Source organism: Bradyrhizobium sp. NAS80.1, assembly GCF_001908205.1.
In the GTDB taxonomy this organism is placed as follows: Bacteria; Pseudomonadota; Alphaproteobacteria; order Rhizobiales; family Xanthobacteraceae; genus Bradyrhizobium.
In genome coordinates, this window is sequence record NZ_LGHL01000001.1 from 1 (window position 1) to 23,784 (window position 23,784).

A 23,784-nucleotide genomic window follows, 5' to 3' on the forward strand; every position below is an offset into this window, starting at 1 on the left:
CGGGCTTCGCGGCCGGGGTCTGCGACCATGCGGCGCCGGTCATCGCCAGAGACATCGCGCTTGCCAAAATCAGTCCTGCAGCCACACGCATGGTGTTGTCCTCGAGATTGATCCCGTTGTTCCCCCGTGGCTTTTCGCCTCCGGCAAAACCATCCTGCCCCTTGATGATCCTAGCCTAGATGGTGGGCCCTCGTCATTGCAACGGCTGTTTGGCGCCCCGCCACAATTGTGCCCAACCGTGTTGGGCGCGTCGCGTCAACTATCGGCCAGTGCCTTGGCGACCCCCATTTTGATCCGTGTGTCGGTCGGTTCGACGGCTGAGGCGAAGACCTCTGCGATATAGCCGTCGCGGCCGATCAGGTATTTGTGGAAGTTCCAGCGCGGAACTTCTCGGGGGCGTGCGTCTGCTGCCCATTTGTAGAACGGATGCGCCTTCGCACCGACCACCGTGGTCTTGGCCGCAATCGGGAAGGTAACGCCGTATTGGTGGTGCGCGGTCTCCGTGATTTCGCTGGTGCCGCCGGGTTCCTGTCCGCCGAAATCATTGGAGGGCACGCCAATCACGGTCAGCCCGCGCTCGCGAAATTCGCTCCAGATCTCCTGCAAGCCGGCATATTGCGGAGTGTAGCCGCAGAGCGAGGCGGTGTTGACGATCAGCAATGGCCGGCCTGTGAAAGCGGCAAGGCGGATGTCGTCGCCGGACAATGCCGGGAAGGAAAAGGCGTAGGCCGAGATCCGGCTCATGCCGCCATCGGCAAGCGTGCGCGTGGCCGGCACGAGCGTGCCTGCAAGCGCCCCGATGAGCATAGTCCTGCGGTTCATCATGACGGCATCCCCCGAAATGATTCGGGACGAATGCTACTCCGCCTTCGCGATCGGCCTCGTCAACACCGCGTTATCGGACGCCGCGAAGCGCACTAGTGCAGGCGGACGATGAAGTCGGTGCCTTCGCCGGTCTCGCCCTGGTTGATGCCCTGGTCCGAGACGATGATCGAGCTGCCGCTGGTCAGCATCTCGTTGATCTTCGCCATGGTATCGGACGGGATCGAGATACGGTCGAGCGCCTCGGCCGGGCTGTCCGGCGTAACCACGGGCTTCGCGGCGACGGGGATCACGGCGACACCACGCTGACGGCGCGTCATGCGGCCATCATCCCCGCGCGCGGCGGCGCGGACCGAGACCGGCAGCGACACCACCGACCAGTGCAGCGCATTGGTGTCGGTCTTGTCGACTTCGGCGGTGAAGACATGCGTGCCGAGCGGCCGCTCGCTTGCAGCGATCGTGACGGGCACCTCGAACAGCGGCGCGAAATTCTGCCGCACGTAGAGCTTGGAGTCCTTGCGGCTGATGAAGACGGCGATCTGGCCGGCTCGCTTGGGCGCTTCCGGCTTTGCGGCCGGCGCGGGATCGGCGACGTGGGTCTCGTCCTTCTTCGCGTCCGGTGCGGGCGCTGTAGCCGTGAGAGCCGCGTCAGACTTCTTCGCCGCGTCGGCGGCTTCCGCCTTGGCTGCCTCGATCCTGGTTGCTTCGGATTTGGCTGGCTCGATCCTGGCAGCCTCAACCTTGCCATCGGTCGTCGCGGCCTTGGGCGCTTCCGCGATATCAGCGGGCTTCACTTCAACGTTCGCCGGCTTGGCGGCTTCTCCCGACTGTGGCTTGGCCGCGTCGGAGGCCTCGGCGGTCTTCGTCTCGGACTTGGCAAGCGCTTCAACCTTGTCGGCCGGCGCAGCCGCTTCCTCGCGGGCCGGCGCATTGCCCGTCGTCATGTCCGACATCACGCTGTGGCCGACCGACGCGCGCAGTTCGAGGGCGCTGTCCACGCTGGCGGTCTTCGTTTCGCCCGGCTTGACCTCAGTTGTCTTGACGTCGGCAGGCTTGACCTCAGCCGTCTTGATCTCAGCCGTCTTGGCTTCGGTGACCGTGGTTTCCGCCGCGCCCTTGTCGCCGACATTGGTCTGCGGCGCGAGGCTGGCGGCGGGCTGCGGCGGCACGCGCACGGAGGCGAGCAGGGGATGCGAGAAGCTTTGCGGCGACATCTGGCCCGGCGTGACGATCACGCGCGCGCCCATCTTGGTCCAGTTCCACATCTTCACAGCGAATGCCGTCGGCATGCGGATGCAGCCATGTGAAGCGGGATAACCCGGCAACACGCCGGCATGCATGGCGATGCCGGACCAGGTGATCCGCTGCATGTACGGCATCGGCGCGCCGCTATAGATGTTGGAGTGGTGGAATTTGTGCTTCTGGATGACGTTGAACACACCCATCGGCGTCGAATGCCCCTTCATGCCGGTCGACACCGGAGACTCCGCGAACACGCCGTTGGCGTCGTAGATCGTGACCCTCTGCCGCTCGATCGAGACGACGATGACGAGCGGTCCTTGCGGCTTGGTACCAGCTTCCTTTTCGACGACGACCGCTTTCTTGCCGGCTGCGCGGTGCTTCTGCGGCTTCTGGCGCGGGATTTCGGGAAGCCGTTCCTGCCGTGCGTAATAGGACCCGTCCGAATAATCCGTCCAATAATAAAACGCTGCTTCTGCCCGGCTGGTGGTGCCGATCGCACTGGCCGCCGTCAAAATGGCGACCTGCCACAGCCGTGCAGGCGCGGCGGCAAAACGGGACCCGTTCACGCTATTCATTCCTTGAATCCACAGTCCAAATCAGACGTTAGTCTCACAGAGGGGATACTCGTTCACCAACGTGGCGGTTCGGTGATCAGCTAACTTTGTCCACGACGTAGCAAAAAAGCCTCACGGAGCGGTAAACGGCGGCCGCGCCCCCGCGGCCGGTCATCTTCCTGGCCGGCGGTCGGATCCCTACATTGCGGGAACTTGTCACCGGAGAACTTCATGTCATCTCGTTTCCTCGGTCTTTCCGGCATCCGCTTGAAAGACCTCGCTTTATTCCTGTTGCTGCTGGCTGTGCCGGCGACCTTCGCATCCGCTGCCGACGAACCGGATCTGATCTTCCGCCGCTCGACCGTGTTCAAATGGATGAGCCCAAACGACAAGCTCGCGACCTACGGGCTGGACGATCCCGAGGTCGAGGGCGTCGCCTGTCATTTCACGGTGCCTGAGAAGGGCGGCTTCAAGGGCTGGCTCGGCCTTGCCGAGCAGGTCTCGGACATCTCTCTCGCCTGCCGCCAGATTGGTCCGATCAAGTTCAAGAACAAGATGGAGCAGGGCGACGACATGTTCCGCCACCGCCGCTCACTGTTCTTCAAAAAGATGCAGATCGTGCGCGGCTGTGACGCCAAGCGCAACGTGCTCGTCTACATGGTCTATTCGGACAAGCTGATCGAGGGCTCGCCGAAGAACTCGACCTCGACGGTGCCGATCATGCCGTGGGGACCGGCCGACGCAAGCGTCCAGAAGTGCAGCGAGTTCTTCACTCAGTGACGACAGCGCGGCTGGCGCGCTTTTTTGCCTGATGCGAGCCGGTCAGCCGCACGAACATCTGCGGCGCGGCCTCGTGGCCGCAGCTCGACTGCAGCACCATAGCGCCGGGCGCAGTGGTGCTGGGTCGTTGGTCTCCGCAGTCCGTCCATTGGTCTGCGCCGCGCGTCGCTGTGCGATGTCCCGCCAGCACGTAAAATGCATGTGAAGCCTGCGAGGCGCGAACGTGATGGCGCCCCGCGCGCGACGCGCTTCCGGGCCGGAACAGGCTTGCCAAACCGCTTTGAGCTGCGGCGTGACGCGTCTGAAATGATTGGGTTTTTCCGCCGAATGTTTCGTCGCCCCAGGAGCGACGAAACAATTCTCATGACGACGAAACCATTTTCCCGTTTTGGCGCATCACGCGCGAAACCGCCCGTGGCTATCAGCGTCATACCGACGACGGCGCACCGCCGGACACGGAATTCGGAGACAAGCCCATGCGCGCACTCAGCTTCATCCTTGCTTTCGGCTTTGTGCTCGCCGGTTCCGCGTTCGCAGGTTCGCCGGACGGCAATCTTCCCGGTATCGGTACGTTCCAGTACAGCGGCTCGCCTGTCACGCCCACGGCGCCGCAGCCGATCGTGGTCGCCGCGCGCCTTTGATAGCTAACAAGAAAATCAGCAGGCAAAGGCCATCATGTTCCTTCGTCTCTGCGCCGCAGCGTTCATTTCCCTTCTGACCATCAGTTCCGTGCAGGCGCAGGTGCGCGCGCCTTCCAGGCTGCCCGATCCACGCAGCGAGTTCGTGCGTCAGTGCGCGCCGCGCATGCTCGGTCGCTGGGAACATCCCGAGGAAGTTTGCGGCTGCCTGCATGACCATGCCGCCGCTGTCGTCGAGGACCGCGATTTGCGAGAGGCGCTGCTGCGCGGCATCAGCGAGACTGGCGTGCCGACGATCGAGACCGACTGGGTGCCGACGTCCAAGCAGGGTGAGATCGGCCCGACCTTCACCAAGATCGCCAAGCCGACCTTGCAGTGCATGTTCGATCCGGCGAAGCAGTAGTCACTTCGTCTTCGGACCGTAGCGCGGAACGCAGGCGCTGGTCCGTGCCACGCCTTTGTCGGTCATCTTCGAACCGCGCACTTCCTTGACCTGTCCAGCAGGGCACGTTCCGTCATCCACCTGCACGCGCTGGCCCAGCTTGAGATCAGTGATGTCCTGTTCGCGTCCGACAGTGACGGCATGCGCGGTCGCGGTGAGTGCCGCGGAGACTAGGAGCGAGAGGCAGGTTGCACGGCGTAGAAGCATAGGGAAAGGTTCCAGCATCGATGCCGCAATGTACGGACGGGCTCGCGATTCTGATAGTGAACGTTTGTCACGCTCGACGTGCCGGCTTGCTCCTCGCGCGCAACGCGGCGCGTGATTCCCGTGCGAGCCGCTCTGCCGACGCCACGAGTCGTGGAACCGCGTGCCCCGAAAATCCCAGCACGAACCCTGGCAGCGGACGCGCGCGCGAATAGGTGTCGGCGAGCAGCCAACCTTCCGCGCCGGCCGCCTGCTTGGCCTCTGCTGCCACCGACAGGTCAACCGATGGATCGAACCGGGCGACAAGATGCAGGCCCTGCGACGGCACCGGCACGGACAGCACGCCATCGGATGCAGCTTCCAGCGTCTCGGCCAGCGCATCGCGCGCCTCGCGATAAAGCTTTCGCACTCGCTTCAGGTTGGCGGCAAAGGCACCGGAGTTAAGCATGTCCGCCACCGCGCCTTCCATTAGCGTGCCGGGGAAGCGGTCGAGCGCTGCTCGGGCCGCCGTCACGTCCGAGATCAAGCGCTCGGGCAGGGCGCAGTAGCCGATGCGCAGGCCGGGAAACAGGGTCTTGGCGAACGTGCCCATGTAGATCACGCGCCGCAGGTGATCGATGCCGGCAAGCGACATCAGCGGCGCACCGTCATAGCGGAACTCGCTGTCGTAATCGTCCTCCAGCACGAAGGCGCCAGCCTGCTTGGCCCAATCCAGAAGCTCCAGCCGCCGCGGCATCGACATCTGAACGCCCAGCGGGAACTGGTGCGATGGCGTCACATAAGCCGCTCGCGCGGAAGGCGCCGCAGTACGTCCCTTGGCGACACGCATTCCGTGCTCGTCGACGGGAACGGGCACGGCGCGATAGCCGCAATGCGCGATCGTCCTGCGGGCCGCGGGATAGCCGGGGTCCTCGCACCAGACCTGATCGTTGGGCCTAAGGATTGCACTCAGCACGATGCGCAGCGCGTGCAGCGTGCCTGACGTCAGCATGATCTGGTCAGGGTCGCAGCGCAGGCCCCGCGCCGATAACAGATGATCGGCGATCGCCGCACGCAACTCGCGGCTTCCGCGAGGATCGCCATAATGCAGATGCGCGGACCCGAACGCGCGCATGCGGCGGCCGACGAAGGCACGGAAGCGCTGCACCGCGCGCTCGTCGATATGGGTGCAGCCGAGCGAGAACGCGCCTTGCCGGGGTGCTTCGACCACGGCCTTGGGCTTCTTCGGCTCCGCCGCGCGCGCTGGGATGCGCGCGGCGACGAAGGTGCCGGAGCCGACCGTCGCCTCGGCGAAACCGTCGGCGATCAAGCGCTCATAGGCCGTGACCACGGCGTTGCGGCGAAAGCCCGTCTGCCTGGCCAGCGTCCGCGATGGCGGCAGCGGCTCGCCGGGGTTGACGAGGCCAGAGACAATTATCTCGCACAGCGCCTGATACAGCCGGTGTGCCGCGGACGCGCCCGGCGTGATGTGCTCCCCGGTGAGGTCGAGCGGCAGCTCGGCCTTGGCCGGCGAGGGAGAATTGGTTGAAATTTTTCGCATGGAATTGGCACTATCGCAGACCAAATCAGCCGCTACAACTGGTCTGGAATTCTACCGATCCCGACAGGAGCGGCCGTGAGCCAAGCTGAGAACCCCACTTCCTATCCGACGTCAGCGCGCAACCAGGTGAAGCGTCGCCACGACCGCGGCTTCTACGATCACGACACAGTTCATCGCATCCTGGACGCCTCGATGCTCTGCCACGTCTCCTATGTGATCGACGGCCAGCCCTATTGCACGCCGACCTTCTTCTGGCGCGAGGGGACCAGGCTCTACTGGCACGGCTCGAGCGCCAGCCGCATGCTGCGCAACCAGACCAAGGGCGAGCGCGTATGCCTCACGGTCGCCCACCTCGACAGCCTCGTGCTGGCGCGCTGCGGCTTTAATCATTCCGCCGACTACCGCGCGGTGATGGCGTTCGGCACCGCCTATCTCGTCACCGATCCCGAAGAGAAAGAGCGCGCGGTGATCGCGATGGTTGATCGCTTTTTCCCGGACCGCACCGCGAGCCTGCGCCAGAGCAACACGCAGGAGATCAAGGCGACCTCTTTCATCGCGATGGAGATCGAGGAGGCCTCGGCCAAAGTCCGCGCCAAGGGTGTCGCAGATGACGACGAGGACTACGAGTTGCCGATCTATGCCGAGCGCATCCCAGTGCGGACCGTGCTCGGCGCGCCGGAGCCGTGTCCGCGCCTGCTCGACGGCGTAAGGCGGCCTGCGACGCTGAATGGCTATTTCGAAGGCCGGTTGCTCGAAGATGCATTGCGGGATGCCTATTTTGCACAGTACCCGACGGGCTGAAATCGGCTAGCTTGCGCTCCATCGATAATCTGAAATGCCCGATTGGAGTAGCCTGATGAATGCCGAGACGCAGCAGAGGATTCTTGACGCCGTCGATGCCGGCTTCGAAGCCCAGCTTGCGACCACAAGTGATTTCGTAGCGATCCCCTCGACCCGCGGGGCGGAGGGACCGTGCCAGGACATGATCGGCGACCTCCTGCGCGAGCGCGGCTACGAGGTCGACGACTGGCACATCAATGTCGACGACTTGAAAGATCTGCGCGGCTTCGGCCCGATCGAGCACGATTTTTCGAAGGCGCGCTCGGTGGTGGGGACCTACCGTCCGCAAACCAACGGCGGCAAATCGCTGATCCTGCAGGGCCATTGCGACGTGGTGCCGGCCGGGCCGCTGGAATTGTGGGACACGCCGCCATTCTCGCCCGTCATCAAGGACGGCATGATGTTCGGCCGGGGTGCCTGCGACATGAAATCGGGCACCATCGGCGCGCTCTATGCGCTGGACGCGATCAAGGCGGCTGGCCTGCAGCCGACGGCGCGGATTCACTTCCAGTCGGTGATCGAGGAGGAGAGCACCGGTGTCGGCGCCCTCTCGACGCTCCAGCGCGGCTACCGCGCGGACGCCTGCTTCATTCCGGAGCCGACCAGCGGCAAGATGGTGCGCTCGCAGGTCGGCGTGATCTGGTTTCGCCTGCGTGTGAAGGGGCATCCCGTCCACGTCGCGCATGCCGGCTCTGGCGCCAATGCGATCATGGCGGCCTATCATTTGATCCAGGCGATACAAAAGCTCGAGATCGAGTGGAACGAGCGTGCGAAAGCCGATCGGCACTTCAAGACGCTCAACCATCCGATCAACTTCAACCCCGGCATCATCAAGGGTGGCGACTGGGCGTCCAGCGTGCCGGCCTGGTGCGACGTCGACTGCCGCATTGCCGTGTTGCCGGGCTGGTCGATCGCCGATCACCAGAAGGAGATCGTGGCCTGCGTCGCCGCCGCGGCGCGCAATCACCGATTCCTCGCCAACAATCCGCCGGAGATCGAATGGTCGGGCTTCCTGTCGGAAGGCTATGAGCTGACTGACGCTGCGGCGCCTGAGGCCGCCTTCGCGAAGGCTTTCGATAAGGTCTATGGCGGCGCGGTCGAGGACCTCGTCTTCACCGCGCTCACCGACACCCGCTTCTACGGCCTCAACCACGGCATCCCGAGCCTGTGCTTTGGCGCAAGCGGCGGCGAGATCCACGGATTCAACGAATTCGTTGACCTGGACTCGCTGAAGAAGACGACCAAGGCGATGGCGTTGTTCATCGCGGATTGGTGCGGGGTGGAGAAGGCGTAGACGCGAGCGCCGCTCTCTCCGCCGTCATTGCGAGCGCAGCGAAGCAATCCAGAGTCTTTCAGCGATGACAGTCTGGATTGCTTCGTCGCTGCGCTCCTCGCAATGACAAACTGCCAGATCCTTATCCCGAGGAGCGCGGAACGCGCGTCCTCGAAGGATGAAGGCCAGCCGGTGGCCTCGCCCTTCGAGACGGCGCTACGCGCCACCTCAGGGTGTGGGGGGAGATATCTTGCCGGTACCGCTCGAAGCACGGGCGCAACCAAATGCTTTAAGCTTAAAATAAAGACTAGGATGGCGGCCGCGCCGGTGGCAGACTGGCGGCGGGTTCGCTGGGCCTGAGTCCTTGGGAGTCACGATGCGCGATTGGGATGATGCTTATGCCAATACGGCCCATATCCCGGGCTCCGACAAGATGCCGGCGCAATGGGCGGAGAGGGCGGCGGCTTACCGCGCCGGGCTGAAGGATTTCCGCGCCGACATCGCCTATGGGGCCAGTGAGCGCCAGCGCTTCGACCTGATCCTCCCCGATGGTGAGAGCAAGGGCCTCATCGTGTTCGTGCACGGCGGCTACTGGATGCGCTTCGATAAGTCCACGTGGACCGATCTCGCCGAAGGCGCGCGGCACCACGGCTGGACGGTGGCGCTGCCGAGCTACACGCTGGCGCCTGCCGCGCGCATCTCCGACATCACCGCCGAGATCACCGCCGCGATCGCCAGGGCGGCTTCGCTCGTCGCAGGGCCGATCCGGCTCGCCGGCCATTCCGCCGGCGGCCATCTGGTCACGCGCATGCTCTGCGACGACAGCCGGCTCGAACCCGCCGTCTATAACCGCATCGCCGGCACGCTTTCGATCAGCGGTCTGCACGATCTGCGTCCACTCCTGAAGACGAAGATGAACGAGACGCTGCGGATGACGATGGAAGAGGCGACGCTCGAGAGTGCTGCGCTGCATCTGCCGCGTGGCACCTCACCGGTCACCGCCTGGGTCGGCGGCGGCGAGCGACCCGAATTCATCCGGCAATCCGACCTGATGGCCAATGTCTGGAGCGGCTTTGACGTGCAGACACGTCTGGTCGTCGATCCCGGGCTCAACCATTTTACCGTGATCGACGCCCTGAAGGATCCGTCGTCGCCGATCACTGCGCGCCTGATTGGCCTCGACTGACGAGGATCTGAGGGATGATCGATCGGGAGGGTCTATCATGACGTCCAGCGGTTACGATCCTGCAAGCGAAGGCGCCGAGACCGATTTCGCGCGGCGCATGTCCTACGGCGACTATCTGGCCCTGGATGCGATCCTCGGCGCGCAGCATCCGCTGTCGGAAGCGCATGACGAGATGCTGTTCATCATCCAGCATCAGACCACCGAGCTGTGGATGCGCCTTGCCATCCACGAGCTCAGCGCTGCACGCCGCGCCATCGCCCGGAACGAGGTTGCGCCCGCAATGAAGATGCTGGCGCGGGTCTCGCGCATCTTCGAGCAACTCAACAACGCCTGGGACGTGCTGCGCACCATGACGCCGAGCGAATACACGCGCTTCCGCTCGCAACTCGGCCAGTCCTCAGGATTCCAGTCACGGCAATACCGGCTGATCGAATATCTGCTCGGCAACCGCAATCACGCCATGCTCAAGCCGCACGCACACGATGTGGAAACAACAAAGCTGCTCGAAGCCGAGCTTGCCACGCCCAGCCTCTATGATGAAGTGCTGCGGCTCGCCGACCGCAGCGGGCTCAAGATGCCGGCCGCGGTGCTCTCGCGCGACGTCCGCGAGACGCACAGCTTCAACGAGGGCGTGCTGCAGGCCTGGCGTATCGTCTACGAGGCCCCGGACACGCACTGGATGCTCTACGAGCTCGCCGAGAAACTGGTCGACTTCGAGGATTATTTCCGGCGCTGGCGCTTCAACCATGTGACGACGGTTGAGCGCGTCATCGGCTTCAAGCGTGGCACCGGCGGCACCGGCGGCGTGAGCTATCTCAAGCGCATGCTGGAGGTCGAGCTGTTTCCCGAGCTCTGGCGCGTGCGCACGATATTGTAGAGATGTCCATGACCAAGCTTCGCGTCTATGACGACACCAGGGCACTGTTTCATCTGCCCGACGGCGTGATCTATCTCGACGGCAATTCGCTCGGTGCGCTGCCGCTTGGCGTTGCCGAGCGCGTCAATCGCGTTATCACGGCCGAGTGGGGCAATGAACTGATCCGCGCCTGGAATACTGCGGGATGGTATGCCCAGCCACGCCACGTCGGCGATCGCATCGCGCGACTGATCGGCGCGGAAGTCGGCTCCGTTATGGTCGGAGACACGCTATCGCTCAAAGTCTATCAGGCACTTGCCGCCGCGCTCGACATGAACCCGTCGCGCAAGATCGTACTTTCGGACACCGGCAATTTTCCGACCGATCTCTACATGGCCGAGGGCTTGATCGCCACGCTCGGGCGCGGCCATCAATTGCGCCTTGTGGCGCCGGAGGAAATCGAGACCGCGTTGTCGGAGGAGATCGCGGTGCTCTACGTCACTGAGGTCGACTACCGCACGGGCCGCCGTCACGACATGGCGAAGCTGACGGTAAAGGCGCATGCGCTCGGCATCGTCACGGTCTGGGATCTCGCGCATTCGGCCGGCGCACTGCCGGTTGATCTTGCCGGCAGCGGTGCCGATTTCGCCGCCGGTTGCACCTACAAATACATCAATGCCGGCCCCGGCGCGCCGGCCTTCCTTTACGTCGCACCGGGCCATGCCGACAGTGTGCGCGCCGCGCTGTCGGGGTGGATGGGCCACGCAAAGCCGTTCGCGTTCGAGCTTGCCTATGTTGCCGCCGGCGGCATCGAGCGCATGCGCGTCGGCACGCCGCCGGTGCTGGCGATGGCGGCACTGGAGGCCTCGCTCGACATCTGGGATCGGGTCGACATCCGCGAGATTCGCGCCCGCTCGCTGGCGCTCGGCGATCTCCTGATCGCTGAGGTCGAGCGTCGCTGCCCACAGCTCAAGCTCGTCACGCCACGCGCGCACGAGCGCCGCGGATCGCAAGTCTCCTTCACCTTCGACGGCGGCTACGCCGCCATGCAGGCCCTGATCGCCCGCGGCGTCATCGGCGATTTCCGCGCGCCTGATATCATGAGATTCGGGATCACGCCGTTGTATATCGGCGAGGGTGAAGTCATGCGGGCGGCGGAGATCATCGAGGAGGTGATTTCAGACGAAGTGTGGCGCCGGCCGGAATATCAGGTGGTGAACGCGGTGACGTAAGAAAGACGTCCGCCCGAACGTCATTGCGAGGAGCCCTTGCGACGAAGCAATCCAGGATCTCTCCGCAGAGCTTCGCTTGGCTCGCAATGACGCGAGAGGGATTAGGAGCGCTCGCCCCACAACGCTGTCACGATCGCGTCGATCCCGTCCGTCAGTGCCGCGGGGCCCGGCTGCAGGATGATCGGCGACTTGATCTCGACGATGCGGTTGTCACGTACGGCTGGAATCTCGTTCCAGCCGTCGCGCTGCTTGATGCGGGCGGGCACGACCTTCTTGCCGCACCAGGAAGCGAGGATGATGTCGGGTCTAGCCGCGCGCACCGCTTCGGGCGAGACGATGCGGTCCTTTGCGGCCTGCCGATAGCGCAAATCCGGAAAGACATCCTCACCGCCGGCAATCTCGATCAGCTCTGACACCCAGCCGATGCCCGAGATCAGCGGATCGTCCCATTCCTCGAAATAGACCTTTGGCCGCGGTGAGGGGCGGGGTGTTGCCGCGATCACGGCGAGGCGCCGTTCGAAGCCTAGGGCGAGTTCCTCCGCGCGCGATGCTGCGCCGACCAGCGCGCCGAGCGTGCGGACCATCGCCAAAATCCCGGCGACATCGCGCTGGTTGAAGACGTGGACGTCGATGCCGGCCCGCACCAGATCGGAGGCGATGGCGGCCTGGAGATCGGAGAAGGCCAGCACGAGGTCCGGTTCCAATGCCGTGATCTTCGGTATGTCCGCCGAAACGAAGGCCGACACTCGGGGCTTCTCGCGCCGCACCTGGGGCGGCCGCACGGCGTATCCGGACACGCCGACGATGCGATCCTGCTCACCGAGCAAATAGAGCGTTTCGACCGTCTCTTCGGTCAGGCAGATGATGCGGCGGGGTGGGAAGTGGCGCATGGGACAAGCATATGCGCAAATGGGAGCGCCGATGTCAGCACGGCCATTACCTCGGACGTCATTGCTTTGCCGCGCGAAGCGATTCACTCTGAGAGAACAAGGAATTGGGAGGAGATGCGATGACGCCGCTCGAGAAACTTAAAGCGATGAAGATGCCGTTCGCCGAACTCAAAGGCGTCGAATTCGTCGAGGCCGAGAAGGACCGAGTCGTGGCGCGGATGACAGTCCGGCCCGATCTCTGCACGCTTAACCACACCGTCCATGGCGGGGCGCTAATGGCGCTCGCCGATTCCGTTGGGGCCGCCGCGACCGTGATCAACCTGCCGGAGGATGCCAAGGGCACGACCACGCTCGAGAGCAAGACCAACTTCATTGGCGGAGCCAAGGAGGGAACCACCGTCATTGCCACCGCCACCCCCGTCCATCGGGGCCGACGTACCCAGGTCTGGACGACCCGGCTGGAAACCGAGGACGGCAAGCTGGTCGCCGTGGTCACCCAGACCCAGCTGGTGCTCGTTTAATTACCGGGCCTTGATTTTGTTAACGAATTAGTCGCTTCCGAAGCCTCTAACTTGGGCAGGGTTCCGCCTTGAAAAGTTTGCTGCGATGCACAATATAGGAAGCCTAGGGATTCGAACGCCTCCTCGAGGGACACCAAGAGGAGTTTTGACGTGGCACTTAAAGAGACCGTCCGCACCGCCCCGGGCTATGTGCGGACCTTGATCCAGCAGGAGGAATTGCCGCTCCTGCGCGATCACCTGCTGAGGCTTGATGCCGAAAGCCGGCACGATCGTTTCAACGGTTTTCTCGACGACAACTTCATCGAGCGTTACGCCGCCCGCTGCGCCGAGGACGGTACTGTGATCGTCGCCTACATCGTCGACGGCGTGGTCCGCGGCGCGGCCGAGCTGCATCCGCCGGAGGGCGATTCGCTGCCCGAGGTCGCCTTCAGCGTGGAAGCCTCGGCGCGCCGCCAGAACGTCGGCACCGTGCTGTTCAGCCGCCTGATCGCGGAAGCGCGCTGGAAGGGCTACAAGCGCCTGCGCGTCACCACGGGCGCCGAGAATCACGCGATGCGGGCGCTCGCCAAGAAGTTCGGCGCGCATCTGGCTTTCCGCCATGGCGAGTCGACCGGTACGATCGACCTCGCCAAAACGCCCGAAGCCGAGCTCGCCGATCTCGCCGCCTCGCCGTTCACGGCGGGCCGCGCCCTGCTCAACTTCAACTCGACCTGCTGGAAGCTGATCTCGAGCATGTACGGCAATCGCGCCGCCTGACTTAAACAGCGGACTGGAATCAAAAAGCGGACCGGCAAGGCCGGTCCGCTTCTTTATTTTGGGGCAGGGAATTAAGCGCTCAGGTGCCGGTGCGCTTGTCGTTGCCGAAGCGGCGGACGACGCGCCGTTCGACCACCACAGAGCGCTGTGCGCCCTGTTCGCCGGCGATCACGCGCGTGGCAGTGATGCGACTGTTGGTGCGGGCCTGCTTTTTCACCTCGGCCTGGACAACATCGAGCGGCATACCCATCAACGCGGCGGCGATCTCGGCCTGCTGCCCCTGATCGTCGGTGATGCCAACGGCGGCGAAGATCGCCTCATCCAGGGTCGGCGGATCGTGGCGCACGCGCCGCGTGCCATATTTGGTATTCCAGTCTGCGCTCATAACGGCCTCGTTTCGATGCCGGGATACCTAGTGCCGCAGATGTTGCATTGCAATATGAAATCGGTGTGGCATCTCAGCTATTCACGTGATGCATCGGTCAGGCGTCAGACCGGTGGCGAGACACCTGCATCGACCTCAACCCGTTGCTGCGGCCAGCGTTTCAACGCTGCACGGCCGGCCTCAGTCAGCCCGTAGATTCCCCGGTCGGCGCGTTCGAACCAGCCATACACATTGTTAAGCAAGATCTTGCCGGCGTCGGGGCAGCGTTCGCGCAGCTCGCGCACGCGGCGTGGGCCTTCGGCAAGCGCCGATGCGCAGGCCAGCGCCTGCTGCCGATAGGCCGTCATGATTGGTGCACGCGTGCTGCCGCCGAGCACGGGATCGCCCTGGCGGCGCTGATGCTCGGCAACGAGGCGCGAGCGTACCTTCGGCTCGCGGCGCGGGGCGGCCGTCGGCGGCTTCACCAGCACCTCGACCTGGCCGCGGTCGGTGACCCCGAGCATACCAAAGCCGAGCCGGCGGCAGAGATTGCGATACCGTGCATCGCTCTCGCGCCCCTTGCCACGGGCAGACATCTTTGCGGCGATCCAGACTTCGTCGCCCGCCGGAGCGCGATCGACCGCCTGGAGGATCAGCTCGAGATTGAAGGCGAGCTTGAGCTCGCCGATTACCACCACCGGCGGATCGCCGGCGCCGAGGCCGACGAGATCGCAGCCGCCGATCTCGCCCTTGACGGTGAAGCCGAGCTCTTCGAGGAAGCGTTTGACGGGCAGGTAAAGCTCGGTTTCCACAGCATGTCCGATGGGAGAATCAGTTGCGGGCAGTCTAGAGCCTTCCCGGCTCCGATTGAATCAGAGCCGGCGCCCGGCCGATCCGATCGGAATTCGATTACACCCGCCCACCCACGGGGATCAGCGCGCCGGTGATACCGCTCGCCGCGTCGCTGACGAGGAACAGGATCACCTCGGCGAGTTCCTGCGGCGTGACCCATTTGGAGAAGTCCGCTTTCGGCATGTCCGTGCGGTTGGCCTTGGTGTCGATGATCGAGGGCAGCACCGCGTTGACCGTGACCTTGCCTTTCCACTCGTTCGCCAGCGCTTCGGTGAGGCGATGCACGCCCGCCTTCGACGCCGCGTAGGGCCCCATGCCGCCTCCTGCCTGGAGTGCGCCCATGGCGCCGATGTTGACGATACGGCCGGCTTTGGACGCGGCGAGGTGCGGCAGGGCCGCGCGCGAGGCGTTGAGCGCGGTGAGCACATTCAGCGCATGCATGCGCTGCCACGTCTTGATGTCACCATCGCCCACCGTCTCGAAGGCGAAGCCCCCGGCAATGTTGATCAGCGCGTCGAGCCGGCCGAAATGTTTCGCCGTCGCCTCGATCGCCGTCTTCGCCTGCGCCGGGTCCGAGAGATCGACGGTGCCGATCTCGATGTGGTCGGCGGTCGCGGAAATCTGCGAGGGCGCGTGATCGATGCCGGCAACGCGCCCCCCGCGTGACAGCGCGGTCTCGGCGACCACCTTGCCAAGCGCGCCGAGCGCGCCGGTCACGACAATGACTTTTCCCTGCACGATACCCTCCATCGGTCTCATCATTCGCGCCGACTATTGCGCGCGGCGAATTGGACTTGCAATGGCGGCAGCTTCAAGGCTGGGCTATAGGTGCAACTTTAGATCGTGGAGGAGGTTGTTTCATGTCCGACAATTTGCCGACCATCGAGTTTCCCGCTGCGATCGTCGACCTGAAATACCCGCTGATGCGGCTCCGGCAAGCCTTGGACGGAAAGGGCCCGGTGCGCATCGTCGCTATGGGGTCGTCGTCAACGGCGGGACGAGGCGATGTTGTCCCGTATCCCTATCGGCTCGAGATGTATCTGCGACAATACTTCAAGGACGTTGTCCATCGGCCGGACATCCGGATTGACGTGCTCAACCGGGGCAAGGGCGGAGAAGAGGCAAACGAAGAGCCCGGACGCTTCGAAGCGGATATCTTCCATGATGATCCGGCGCTGGTCATCTGGCAGGTTGGGACGAACGCGGTCTTTCACAACGACATCTACGACGTGGACGTCGTTGCCGGGAACATCAGGAAGGGCCTGGCGCAATTGCGCGCTCGCGGCTTCGAGGTCCTGGTGATTGATCCGCAGTATGTGACGAAGATGCTTTGGGATGATCGCGCGGAGCTCGCGGACAAGATGGTCCGGCTGATCCGCGATGCCGCCAATGAGATCGAGGTCAATTTGTTTCAGCGCTGGGCGCTGATGCGGCATTGGCACGTGCAGGACAATGTACCGTTCGAGCAATTGATCGACGTAAGCGATCCCGACAAGCTGCACCAGAGCGACTGGAGCACCCAGCAGATATCGCTGGCCCTCAAGAGCGCCATCATCAAGGCCACGGGGCTCACCGCTTGAAACGGCTGCGGCCGCTCGCTTATGCTTGCAGATAGCGCTCCTTCAGCGCGGTGCGCTCGGACGCGCCGAGCTTGAGGCCGTCGCGCAAATAGGTTTCGAGATCGCCATATTCGCGGCCGACGGCTTCGAAGGCGGCTGCGAGGTAGGAGGCCTCGACAGAGCCGATCGCATTGCGCACGTCGTCGGGTAAGTCGATGGCAGCCGTCGCATCGCGCCGGTAAAACTGGTTGGTCAGCAGATAATCCTCCGCAATGACCTCCTCGGCCACGCCGAGTGCATGCAGGATCAGCGCGCTGGCAAAGCCGGTGCGATCCTTGCCGGCGGTGCAGTGGATCACGAGCGGCGCGGGGTCTTCCAGGAGATGGCCGAACAGCATGCGAAAGCTATGCGTGTTGTAGCGGACATAGTTGCGATAGGATTCGCGCATGATCTCGAGCGCGACCGGCGCGGTCAGGTTACCCGCGACGAGCTCGGCGCGCAGCGCGGCCACGACCGTCGGCTCGATCGGCAGCGAATGCACCGTGATGTCGTCCACGACGCAGAGGCCGCCCGCGCGCTCCTCGACGCCGCGAAAATCGAATGCGCTTCGCACGCCCAGCGCGTGGACGATCTTGACGTCATCGGCCGTGAGCTGGCCGAGATGGTTGGAGCGAAAGATGTGCCGCCAGCGCGTGGTGCGGCCATCAGCGGTCGGATAGCCACCGAGGTCGCGAAAATTGCTGGCGCCTTGCAGGGCGAGGTGACGGGCAGGGGAATCTGACATGAGATCAGCTTGGGTTATGTTTCGATTGGGCGCGCGACGGGCGTCCTTGAGGTCTATTACAGGGGGCGATCATGGGCCGGCACAAGGCCATTCTTTTGACGATCACCATGCTGGCGGGCGGAATTTCCGGGACACGGCACGCCGATGCGCAGACGTTCCGGACCTATCGCTGCGCCGATGGTACTCAGTTCATCGTTGGGTTTTATGACTACGACAACCGCGCCTTCCTCCAGATCGACGGCGAACCTATCACGCTCGCCAGGCGGTTGACGGTCTCGGGCGCACGCTATTCGGGGGCGGGGATCACGCTGAAGATCAGCAGGACAGGAGCCACCACGGTCAAGCATCTGAAACGGCCGGTGACGGCCTGCGCGGTGATCTGAACGGCGTCTTTCCCGCAAGAATCCAAAAGGGCCGAAACCTCGTTGTTTCGACCGTTTTCAAACCACCGCCGGATGCTTGTGCGAGCGCGGCGATATCAAACCAGCCACAGGCATCAGCGATCCCATTTCGGCTTGGCTTCGTCGATCGCCTCCTGGTGATACCAGCTTTCGCTGCAGATCGAGACGTTCGGCGGAAGCGAAACATCATCGGCGGGAAGGCGGGATTCGCCAAGGCGGCGCCCCCCCGAGAGCTGCGCGGCCCCCGACGGGGAATTGGTAGATCTTTGCAGATCCCCGACTCAGACCATTGTTCATCATTGCGATTTCTCCTTGGTCGAAGCGCCTTGGCCTCCATGGTGCGCTCGACTCGTTCGATTGTGGTTACTGGAATCCCCATATTGGCCGCGCGTCCGGAAATGCAAAGTGCTCAAAAGGAGATCACTCTCTGCCTATTTCTTGTGCGGATGGTGTTTTGCTTCCCCCAAGGCATGAGCAACGCCTAGGCCACTGCAAAGGTTGCGAGCGGCAGGACGGCGGCTTTGCAAAAGTTGCGAGGCAGTGCTGCGCTTTTCATCGATTGCGGCGCCGCAGCGAGGAGCTGCATCAGAACCGTGCGTTTTCCGCGAGATTTTTGCGGTGCAGCTTCACGGAAAGGTGCGCTGCTATGACGCATCGTTTTGTGGGCCACGGGCGGAGTCATCAGCCGGACCGGCGCCGGTGGATAAAGGTCAGCAGTTCCGTCCTTTGGCACGCAAAATGCTTGTAGAGGGTCGGCCGATGGTGGCCGGGTACAAAAATGCGGGAACTCCCGGTTCCCACCTTTCGCATCATCTACAGAGAGGCTCAATGACCAAGTACAAGCTCGAGTACATCTGGCTCGACGGATATACGCCAACTCCGAATTTGCGGGGCAAAACCCAGATCAAGGAATTCGCGTCGTTCCCGACGCTCGAGCAGCTTCCGCTCTGGGGCTTCGATGGCTCCTCCACCCAGCAGGCCGAAGGCCACAGCTCCGATTGCGTGCTGAAGCCGGTCGCTGTCTTCCCGGACGCGGCGCGCACCAACGGCGTGCTCGTGATGTGCGAAGTCATGATGCCCGACGGCAAGACCCCGCATGCCTCCAACAAGCGCGCCACCGTCCTCGATGACGCCGGCGCCTGGTTCGGCTTCGAGCAGGAGTATTTCTTCTACAAGGACGGCCGTCCGCTTGGCTTCCCGTCGTCCGGTTATCCGGCCCCGCAGGGTCCGTACTACACCGGCGTCGGCTACTCGAACGTCGGCGACGTCGCCCGCCAAATCGTCGAAGAGCATCTCGACCTCTGCCTCGCGGCCGGCATCAACCATGAAGGCATCAACGCGGAAGTCGCGAAGGGCCAGTGGGAATTCCAGATCTTCGGCAAAGGCTCCAAGACCGCTGCCGACCAGATGTGGATGGCCCGCTACCTGATGCTGCGCCTGACTGAGAAGTACGGCATCGACATCGAATTCCACTGCAAGCCGCTCGGCGACACCGACTGGAACGGCTCCGGCATGCACGCCAACTTCTCGACCGAGTACATGCGTACGGTTGGCGGCAAGGAGTACTTCGAGGCGCTGATGGCTGCCTTCGACAAGAACCTGATGGACCACATCGCCGTCTACGGCCCGGACAATGACAAGCGTCTGACCGGCAAGCACGAGACCGCGCCGTGGAACAAGTTCAGCTACGGCGTTGCCGATCGTGGCGCGTCGATCCGCGTTCCGCACTCCTTCGTCAACAACGGCTACAAGGGCTATCTGGAAGACCGTCGTCCGAACTCGCAGGGCGACCCATACCAGATCGCTTCGCAGATCCTGAAGACGATCGCATCCGTGCCGGCTGACAAGAAGGCCGCGGCCTAAGATCCTCCCGGCCCGGGCTCGGGGCAGACCCGGGTTGGCCTTCAATCCGCCGGAGCTAATGGCTCCGGCGGATTTTTTGCATTCTGATGACGACCATCATTGCGGTCTGTCGGCCATGCCGCCTTGAAATCTGTCCACGGGTGCCGAAAACCGGGATAGTGTGTCCTTGGGATGCGCGCGGGGCCGGGGGCACGGCTGGTGTTTGAAGGCTTTTACAAGGTGAGATTTCAGCTCGGCGACGTGATCGGCCGGGGCGTGATGCATGCTGGCAACGGCAAGATGCTCGGCGGCAATTCGGCGTTTGCTCATATCGGCAGCTACGAGAAGACCGAAAGCGGCATCGACATCGTGATCAAGACCGTTCGCCACAACCCCGATCCGAACTATCGCGCCATGGCCGGCACCGACGATGCGACGTTGATCGCGAAGGGCTGGGCGGATGGCGATCTCTATCGATTCAAGGGCGAACTCAAGGAGCTGCCCGGCGTTCCCTTCCAGTCGGTGATGACGCCGATCACGGAAGACGAGGTGCCAATCGCCGGCGTCGTGGGCGAGGCCGGGATCGTCGACGGGCTCTATTCGGTGCATCTGCGCTTGCTTGACGGCGTCGACGGTGGGCTCACTGGCGTGATGCTGCTCAACCAGGGTCGCATCCTCGGCGGCGATGCCTCGTTCTACTATCTTGGCAGCTACGTGGCCGCGAACGGGCGCTGGAAGGGCCAGATTCTCAATCAGGAGCACACGCCGGCAAAGGATGATCCGATCTTCGGCGGCCACGAGGTCGGCATCGGCTTCTCCGGCAGCTATGATGCGGAGCAGGCGGTGCTGGACGCGACCGCGCTCGCCGGCAAGCGAAGCCTGCGCCTCACCGCCGCGCTCAAGTTGATGCACCGCGCCTGATCGTTACCCCTGGGATTGCACATGGAAAACGTTCGCATGCTCTCGACGCTCGGCCTGATGGGGGCGATGCGCAGCCTGTCCTCCGCGTACGAGGCGGCGACAGGTGTTCGCATCGATGCCGACTTCGCGCCGACGCTGGCGCTGCTCAAGCGGCTGCGCCACGGCGAGGCTGCCGATCTCGTGATCCTCACGCGCGAGGGGCTCGACGAGGCGATCGGTGAGGGCCGCGTGGTCGCCGGCAGTGCGGCCGATCTGGCGCGCTCCTTCGTCGGCATGGCCGTGCGGGCAGGGCAGGCGCATCCCGATATCGCGACCGAAGCCGCGCTGCGCAGGACGCTGCTCGCGGCGCGGTCCGTCGCCTATTCACGGCTCGGCGCGAGCGGGGTTTACTTCGCCCAGTTGATCGTGCGGATGGGCATCGCAGCCGAGATCAACGCCAAGGCCACCATCGTCGAGCAGGGTTTTACAGCGGAAAGGCTCGTCAGCGGCGAGGCTGATCTCGCCGTGCAGCAGATAAGCGAGCTGAAGCAGGTCAAGGGCATCGAGGTGGTCGGACCGATCCCGCACGATCTGCAGACACCGGCCGTGTTCTCCGCCGGCCGCATGGCGAACGCGAAACATGCCGACGCCGCGGACCGGCTGCTGCATTATCTGGCATCGCCCGAGGTCGTACCCGTACTGCGGCAATCGGGGCTGGAGCCTTGAATCTGCCGGGGCGGGGTCGCAACGTGGCGTCCATGCGGACTTGTCTCGTTGGCATCCATTTCGCGTTTTCTGCGCCCATAGCTGCACAGGCCCAATCGGCCGATCTCGTCCTGTGCAACCGGGTAGCGGCCGATCGAACGCTCCGGTTGACAGTGATGTGATGAAGCGCCCCTCAGCTCACTTGTAGTAATAGGCGACGTTTTTGCGGGCGTCGCGATAGGTCGTATCGAGAAAGTCCGGATATTGCGCGGCCGCCCTGGCGACGGCGCGCACGACGCAGTCCCAGAAATCGCCGTTCCAGTTGAAGTGCTCGAAGGTGGCATCCTCGAATTTGACGGCGACGATGATGGCGTGCCTGATCGCGGCATCGTCAGCATGCGGATGTGCGCGCTTGAGATAGCCGAACATCGGCCCTTCATGGGCACGGTCGCGATCCCAGCGATATTTCGCGCGCATCTGCTCCGGCGTGAGTGTGCGATAGACGCGGACCTCTTCGTCGGTCGGGCGGCCCTCGATCGAGTCCAGCCGGTAGCGACGGCACCACAGCTCGAAGGCGGCATCGAGCAGCGGCTGTTTCGCTGCGCTTGCGACGATGACTGCGATCTGCCCCTCGGCTGGCAATTGCATCTGATCCATGCCCGCTTTGTCGCGCGCTTGTGCCTGATGGTTCGAGGCCGGCCTTGATCGAGCGCAAGGCCGCCGGGCGTCGCGTCGGTCTACATTGGGCTTTCACAGGAATGGAGACGGGTGATGAAGCTTCGCGAGTGGATGCTGGCGCTGGCCAGCGTGGGCGCCGTGAGCGCTGTGGCAGCGGCGCAGGACCTCAAATCGCCGTCGGCAGACCAGTACGTGCCTCGCCTCGGCGACGCCATGAGCGCCGCGCAGACGCGCCACCAGAAGCTCTGGCTGGCCGGCAAGGCGCAGAACTGGGAGCTGGCCGCCTACGAGCTGAGCCAGCTCAAGGCAAGTCTGGTCGAGGCCGCCGTGCTCTATGCCGGCATTCCCGCCAGCAACGTCATGACGCTGGAGCCGTCGCTGCAATCGATGACGGACGCGATCAATGCGAAGGACGGCCGCAAATTCACAAAAGCGCTGGGCGAGCTGACCGAGGGCTGCAATGCCTGCCACCGCTCGATGGGCCGCAGCTTCGTTGTCATGAAGGTTCCCACCGATCAGCAGCCTTTCGCCAATCAACAGTTCGCCCCGGCCGGCAAGCCCTGACGGAACGGACCTCGTGCAAAGCGGGTTGAATCCGAACGCACGAGGAGGAGGCGCAATCATGATCCGCAAACTCGCATCCGGCGAATATCGCCTCTACTCACGCAAGGTGAATCCCAAGACCGGCAAGCGCCGCAACCTCGGCACTTTCAGGAGCCGCGCGGCGGCCGAGAAGCACGAGCGCGAGGTGCAGTATTTCAAACGTCACTAGCGTGATGAATGCCGTCCGGGTCAGCACAACAAAAAACTCGAAAACAACCCCATGCAAAGTAGCCGGGGGACTGGAAAGGTTGACTGCGGATTAGGCGAAATCGATTGACACGTCGGGCAAAACAGGGGCATGATGGCACCATGGCACGGAAGGCTCCGCCAACGGCCCCTGCGCGGAAAAGCCGGATGGCCTCGATGCGACGGCAGTGCTAGGTAGCCCGCGATTCTTTTATATTTTGCGGGTCTATGACGTTGCTGGACGGACTCTACAAGGTTGAATACGGCATCAACGGCGCCTTCGGCCGCAGCATCATGTGCTTGCAGGACGGCAAGATGCTGGGCGGCAATTCGGCCTTCGCGCATCTCGGGACCTACGACGTCAGGGACGGCGTGATCGAAGGCGATGTCATCACCGAGCGCCACAATGACGATCCCAATTACAGGCCGCTGATGGGCACCGACGTCGCTGCGATCAAGGTGCGTGGCAGGACGGAGGGATCGACGATCCTGCTCGAGGGCAAGGCGGATGCGATGCCCGATAGCGTGTTCTGGGCAAACCTCGCGCCGCTCGACGACGAGGGGCTACCCCCGTGTGGGACGATCGGGCCGGGTGGGATCGCGAATGGGCTCTATGGGATCAATCTGCGCGTGCTCGATGGCGTAGATGCCGGGCTCTCCGGCGTGATGCTGCTGATGGACGGCCGCATCCTCGGCGGCGATGCGTCTTTCTACTACCTCGGATCCTATTCCTCGGAGGATGGCCGCTGGAAGGGGGAGATTCTCAACCAGGAGCATACCCCTTCGAAGAGCGAAAACCCGGTCTTCGGCGGCTGCGAGGTCGGGATCGGCTTCTCCGGGACCTGCACGGCCGATGGTGGCGAACTCGAAGGCATCGCGCTCGCCGGCAAGCGCAGCCTGCGCCTTGCGGCCTCGCTCAAGCTGATGCGGCGGGCATAGGGCGTGTGCTCATAAATTTGGATGTCCGTTTGCCAGGGTGAAGCAGGCCTCACGCGGAGTTTCCGCGATGTCAGCAAGTGACGTGTAAAAACGCGAATGATCGAGACACGGCTAGAATTACATTCTTCAGTTCGTCGTCTAAGTTGAAGCCACGTGCTAGCTTAAGCGCTAGAACCGCCTTGGACGAATAACTTC

28 protein-coding genes and 2 pseudogenes are annotated in these 23,784 nt (G+C 63.6%); 18 read left to right on the forward strand and 12 right to left on the reverse strand.

Going from position 1 to position 23,784, the window contains the following annotated elements:
* The 3 genes and pseudogenes from AC629_RS48125 to AC629_RS00010 all read right to left on the reverse strand — a co-directional run.
* Positions 1-112: pseudogene (locus AC629_RS48125) on the reverse strand (polysaccharide deacetylase family protein); the annotation flags it as partial.
* 143 nt (positions 113-255) lie between these two features.
* Positions 256-825, reverse strand: coding sequence for a glutathione peroxidase (locus AC629_RS00005; protein ID WP_084802749.1), 570 nt, complete (start codon positions 823-825; stop codon positions 256-258).
* A 92-nt stretch (positions 826-917) separates the two neighbouring features.
* A complete protein-coding gene (locus AC629_RS00010; RefSeq protein WP_084802750.1) occupies positions 918-2,639 on the reverse strand; it encodes a L,D-transpeptidase in 1,722 nt (573 codons plus the stop codon).
* A gap of 210 nt (positions 2,640-2,849) precedes the next feature.
* Here AC629_RS00010 and AC629_RS00015 point away from each other — a divergent pair, with 210 nt between their 5' ends.
* The 3 genes from AC629_RS00015 (at position 2,850) to AC629_RS00025 (ending at position 4,439) form a co-directional block, all read left to right on the forward strand.
* The gene (locus AC629_RS00015) at positions 2,850-3,398 is read left to right on the forward strand and encodes a CreA family protein (protein WP_084802751.1); all 549 of its coding nucleotides are present in this window, start codon (positions 2,850-2,852) and stop codon (positions 3,396-3,398) included.
* Between the two features lie 476 nt (positions 3,399-3,874).
* Complete coding sequence (locus AC629_RS46420; protein WP_168195357.1) at positions 3,875-4,039, forward strand: hypothetical protein; 165 nt, start codon at positions 3,875-3,877, stop codon at positions 4,037-4,039.
* Between the two features lie 34 nt (positions 4,040-4,073).
* Positions 4,074-4,439 (forward strand): hypothetical protein, encoded by a 366-nt coding sequence (locus AC629_RS00025; RefSeq protein WP_084802752.1) that lies wholly within the window; start codon positions 4,074-4,076, stop codon positions 4,437-4,439.
* Here the strand turns inward: AC629_RS00025 and AC629_RS00030 are convergent, their stop codons facing one another.
* Complete coding sequence (locus AC629_RS00030; RefSeq protein ID WP_084802753.1) at positions 4,440-4,685, reverse strand: DUF6719 family protein; 246 nt, start codon at positions 4,683-4,685, stop codon at positions 4,440-4,442. It lies immediately after the preceding gene.
* Positions 4,686-4,752: 67 nt separating this feature from the next.
* The gene (gene pdxR, locus AC629_RS00035) at positions 4,753-6,222 is read right to left on the reverse strand and encodes a MocR-like pyridoxine biosynthesis transcription factor PdxR (RefSeq protein ID WP_084802754.1); all 1,470 of its coding nucleotides are present in this window, start codon (positions 6,220-6,222) and stop codon (positions 4,753-4,755) included.
* A 75-nt stretch (positions 6,223-6,297) separates the two neighbouring features.
* Here pdxR and AC629_RS00040 point away from each other — a divergent pair, with 75 nt between their 5' ends.
* The 5 genes from AC629_RS00040 to kynU all read left to right on the forward strand — a co-directional run bounded on the left by AC629_RS00040 (position 6,298) and on the right by kynU (position 11,609).
* Positions 6,298-7,023 carry a pyridoxamine 5'-phosphate oxidase family protein gene (locus AC629_RS00040; protein WP_084802755.1) on the forward strand — a complete coding sequence of 242 codons (726 nt, stop codon included), beginning with the start codon at positions 6,298-6,300 and terminating at the stop codon, positions 7,021-7,023.
* Between the two features lie 55 nt (positions 7,024-7,078).
* Positions 7,079-8,356, forward strand: a complete 1,278-nt coding sequence (locus tag AC629_RS00045; RefSeq protein ID WP_084802756.1) for an ArgE/DapE family deacylase — start codon at positions 7,079-7,081, stop codon at positions 8,354-8,356.
* A 355-nt stretch (positions 8,357-8,711) separates the two neighbouring features.
* On the forward strand, positions 8,712-9,521 hold the full coding sequence (locus tag AC629_RS00050) for a hormone-sensitive lipase (RefSeq protein WP_084802757.1): 810 nt from the start codon (positions 8,712-8,714) through the stop codon (positions 9,519-9,521).
* 37 nt (positions 9,522-9,558) lie between these two features.
* Positions 9,559-10,398: a tryptophan 2,3-dioxygenase gene (gene kynA, locus AC629_RS00055; RefSeq protein WP_084802758.1), complete on the forward strand. Its 840-nt coding sequence runs from the start codon at positions 9,559-9,561 to the stop codon at positions 10,396-10,398.
* Between the two features lie 8 nt (positions 10,399-10,406).
* Positions 10,407-11,609 carry a kynureninase gene (kynU, locus tag AC629_RS00060; RefSeq protein ID WP_084802773.1) on the forward strand — a complete coding sequence of 401 codons (1,203 nt, stop codon included), beginning with the start codon at positions 10,407-10,409 and terminating at the stop codon, positions 11,607-11,609.
* Positions 11,610-11,710: 101 nt separating this feature from the next.
* Here the strand turns inward: kynU and AC629_RS00065 are convergent, their stop codons facing one another.
* The gene (locus AC629_RS00065; RefSeq protein WP_084802759.1) at positions 11,711-12,499 is read right to left on the reverse strand and encodes a cobalamin-binding protein; all 789 of its coding nucleotides are present in this window, start codon (positions 12,497-12,499) and stop codon (positions 11,711-11,713) included.
* 119 nt (positions 12,500-12,618) lie between these two features.
* Between AC629_RS00065 and AC629_RS00070 the strand changes: the two genes are divergently transcribed.
* Together AC629_RS00070 and AC629_RS00075 are read left to right on the forward strand one after the other, a co-directional pair.
* Positions 12,619-13,020 (forward strand): PaaI family thioesterase, encoded by a 402-nt coding sequence (locus AC629_RS00070; protein ID WP_084802760.1) that lies wholly within the window; start codon positions 12,619-12,621, stop codon positions 13,018-13,020.
* Between the two features lie 150 nt (positions 13,021-13,170).
* On the forward strand, positions 13,171-13,776 hold the full coding sequence (locus AC629_RS00075) for a GNAT family N-acetyltransferase (RefSeq protein ID WP_084802761.1): 606 nt from the start codon (positions 13,171-13,173) through the stop codon (positions 13,774-13,776).
* Positions 13,777-13,855: 79 nt separating this feature from the next.
* Here AC629_RS00075 and AC629_RS00080 read toward each other — a convergent pair whose 3' ends face one another.
* The 3 genes from AC629_RS00080 to AC629_RS00090 all read right to left on the reverse strand — a co-directional run bounded on the left by AC629_RS00080 (position 13,856) and on the right by AC629_RS00090 (position 15,730).
* Positions 13,856-14,161 (reverse strand): hypothetical protein, encoded by a 306-nt coding sequence (locus AC629_RS00080; RefSeq protein ID WP_084802762.1) that lies wholly within the window; start codon positions 14,159-14,161, stop codon positions 13,856-13,858.
* A 104-nt stretch (positions 14,162-14,265) separates the two neighbouring features.
* Positions 14,266-14,952: a DUF2161 domain-containing phosphodiesterase gene (locus AC629_RS00085; protein ID WP_084802763.1), complete on the reverse strand. Its 687-nt coding sequence runs from the start codon at positions 14,950-14,952 to the stop codon at positions 14,266-14,268.
* 97 nt (positions 14,953-15,049) lie between these two features.
* Positions 15,050-15,730, reverse strand: a complete 681-nt coding sequence (locus tag AC629_RS00090; RefSeq protein WP_084802774.1) for an SDR family oxidoreductase — start codon at positions 15,728-15,730, stop codon at positions 15,050-15,052.
* 122 nt (positions 15,731-15,852) lie between these two features.
* Here AC629_RS00090 and AC629_RS00095 point away from each other — a divergent pair, with 122 nt between their 5' ends.
* Positions 15,853-16,572, forward strand: a complete 720-nt coding sequence (locus AC629_RS00095) for an SGNH/GDSL hydrolase family protein (protein WP_084802764.1) — start codon at positions 15,853-15,855, stop codon at positions 16,570-16,572.
* 19 nt (positions 16,573-16,591) lie between these two features.
* Here the strand turns inward: AC629_RS00095 and AC629_RS00100 are convergent, their stop codons facing one another.
* Positions 16,592-17,335: a tyrosine-protein phosphatase gene (locus AC629_RS00100; protein ID WP_084802765.1), complete on the reverse strand. Its 744-nt coding sequence runs from the start codon at positions 17,333-17,335 to the stop codon at positions 16,592-16,594.
* Positions 17,336-17,406: 71 nt separating this feature from the next.
* On the opposite strand from AC629_RS00100, the gene AC629_RS00105 reads away from it, so the two are divergent.
* Complete coding sequence (locus tag AC629_RS00105; protein WP_084802766.1) at positions 17,407-17,718, forward strand: MliC family protein; 312 nt, start codon at positions 17,407-17,409, stop codon at positions 17,716-17,718.
* A gap of 113 nt (positions 17,719-17,831) precedes the next feature.
* Here AC629_RS00105 and AC629_RS00110 read toward each other — a convergent pair.
* Positions 17,832-18,036, reverse strand: a pseudogene (locus tag AC629_RS00110) (DUF2735 domain-containing protein).
* Positions 18,037-18,564: 528 nt separating this feature from the next.
* Here AC629_RS00110 and AC629_RS00115 point away from each other — a divergent pair.
* From AC629_RS00115 to AC629_RS00125, 3 genes are all read left to right on the forward strand, one after another.
* Positions 18,565-19,599: a glutamine synthetase beta-grasp domain-containing protein gene (locus AC629_RS00115; protein ID WP_084802767.1), complete on the forward strand. Its 1,035-nt coding sequence runs from the start codon at positions 18,565-18,567 to the stop codon at positions 19,597-19,599.
* A 198-nt stretch (positions 19,600-19,797) separates the two neighbouring features.
* Complete coding sequence (locus tag AC629_RS00120) at positions 19,798-20,499, forward strand: GrlR family regulatory protein (protein WP_084802768.1); 702 nt, start codon at positions 19,798-19,800, stop codon at positions 20,497-20,499.
* 21 nt (positions 20,500-20,520) lie between these two features.
* The gene (locus AC629_RS00125) at positions 20,521-21,204 is read left to right on the forward strand and encodes a substrate-binding domain-containing protein (protein ID WP_084802769.1); all 684 of its coding nucleotides are present in this window, start codon (positions 20,521-20,523) and stop codon (positions 21,202-21,204) included.
* A gap of 177 nt (positions 21,205-21,381) precedes the next feature.
* Here AC629_RS00125 and AC629_RS00130 read toward each other — a convergent pair whose 3' ends face one another.
* On the reverse strand, positions 21,382-21,840 hold the full coding sequence (locus AC629_RS00130; protein WP_084802770.1) for a hypothetical protein: 459 nt from the start codon (positions 21,838-21,840) through the stop codon (positions 21,382-21,384).
* Between the two features lie 114 nt (positions 21,841-21,954).
* On the opposite strand from AC629_RS00130, the gene AC629_RS00135 reads away from it, so the two are divergent.
* The 3 genes from AC629_RS00135 (at position 21,955) to AC629_RS00140 (ending at position 23,589) form a co-directional block, all read left to right on the forward strand.
* Entirely contained in the window at positions 21,955-22,425 is a 471-nt protein-coding gene (locus tag AC629_RS00135) for a hypothetical protein (RefSeq protein ID WP_084802771.1), read from the forward strand.
* A gap of 58 nt (positions 22,426-22,483) precedes the next feature.
* Complete coding sequence (locus tag AC629_RS44710; RefSeq protein WP_007591825.1) at positions 22,484-22,633, forward strand: hypothetical protein; 150 nt, start codon at positions 22,484-22,486, stop codon at positions 22,631-22,633.
* Positions 22,634-22,884: 251 nt separating this feature from the next.
* Positions 22,885-23,589, forward strand: a complete 705-nt coding sequence (locus tag AC629_RS00140) for a GrlR family regulatory protein (protein ID WP_084802775.1) — start codon at positions 22,885-22,887, stop codon at positions 23,587-23,589.
* Positions 23,590-23,784: the final 195 nt, after the last annotated feature.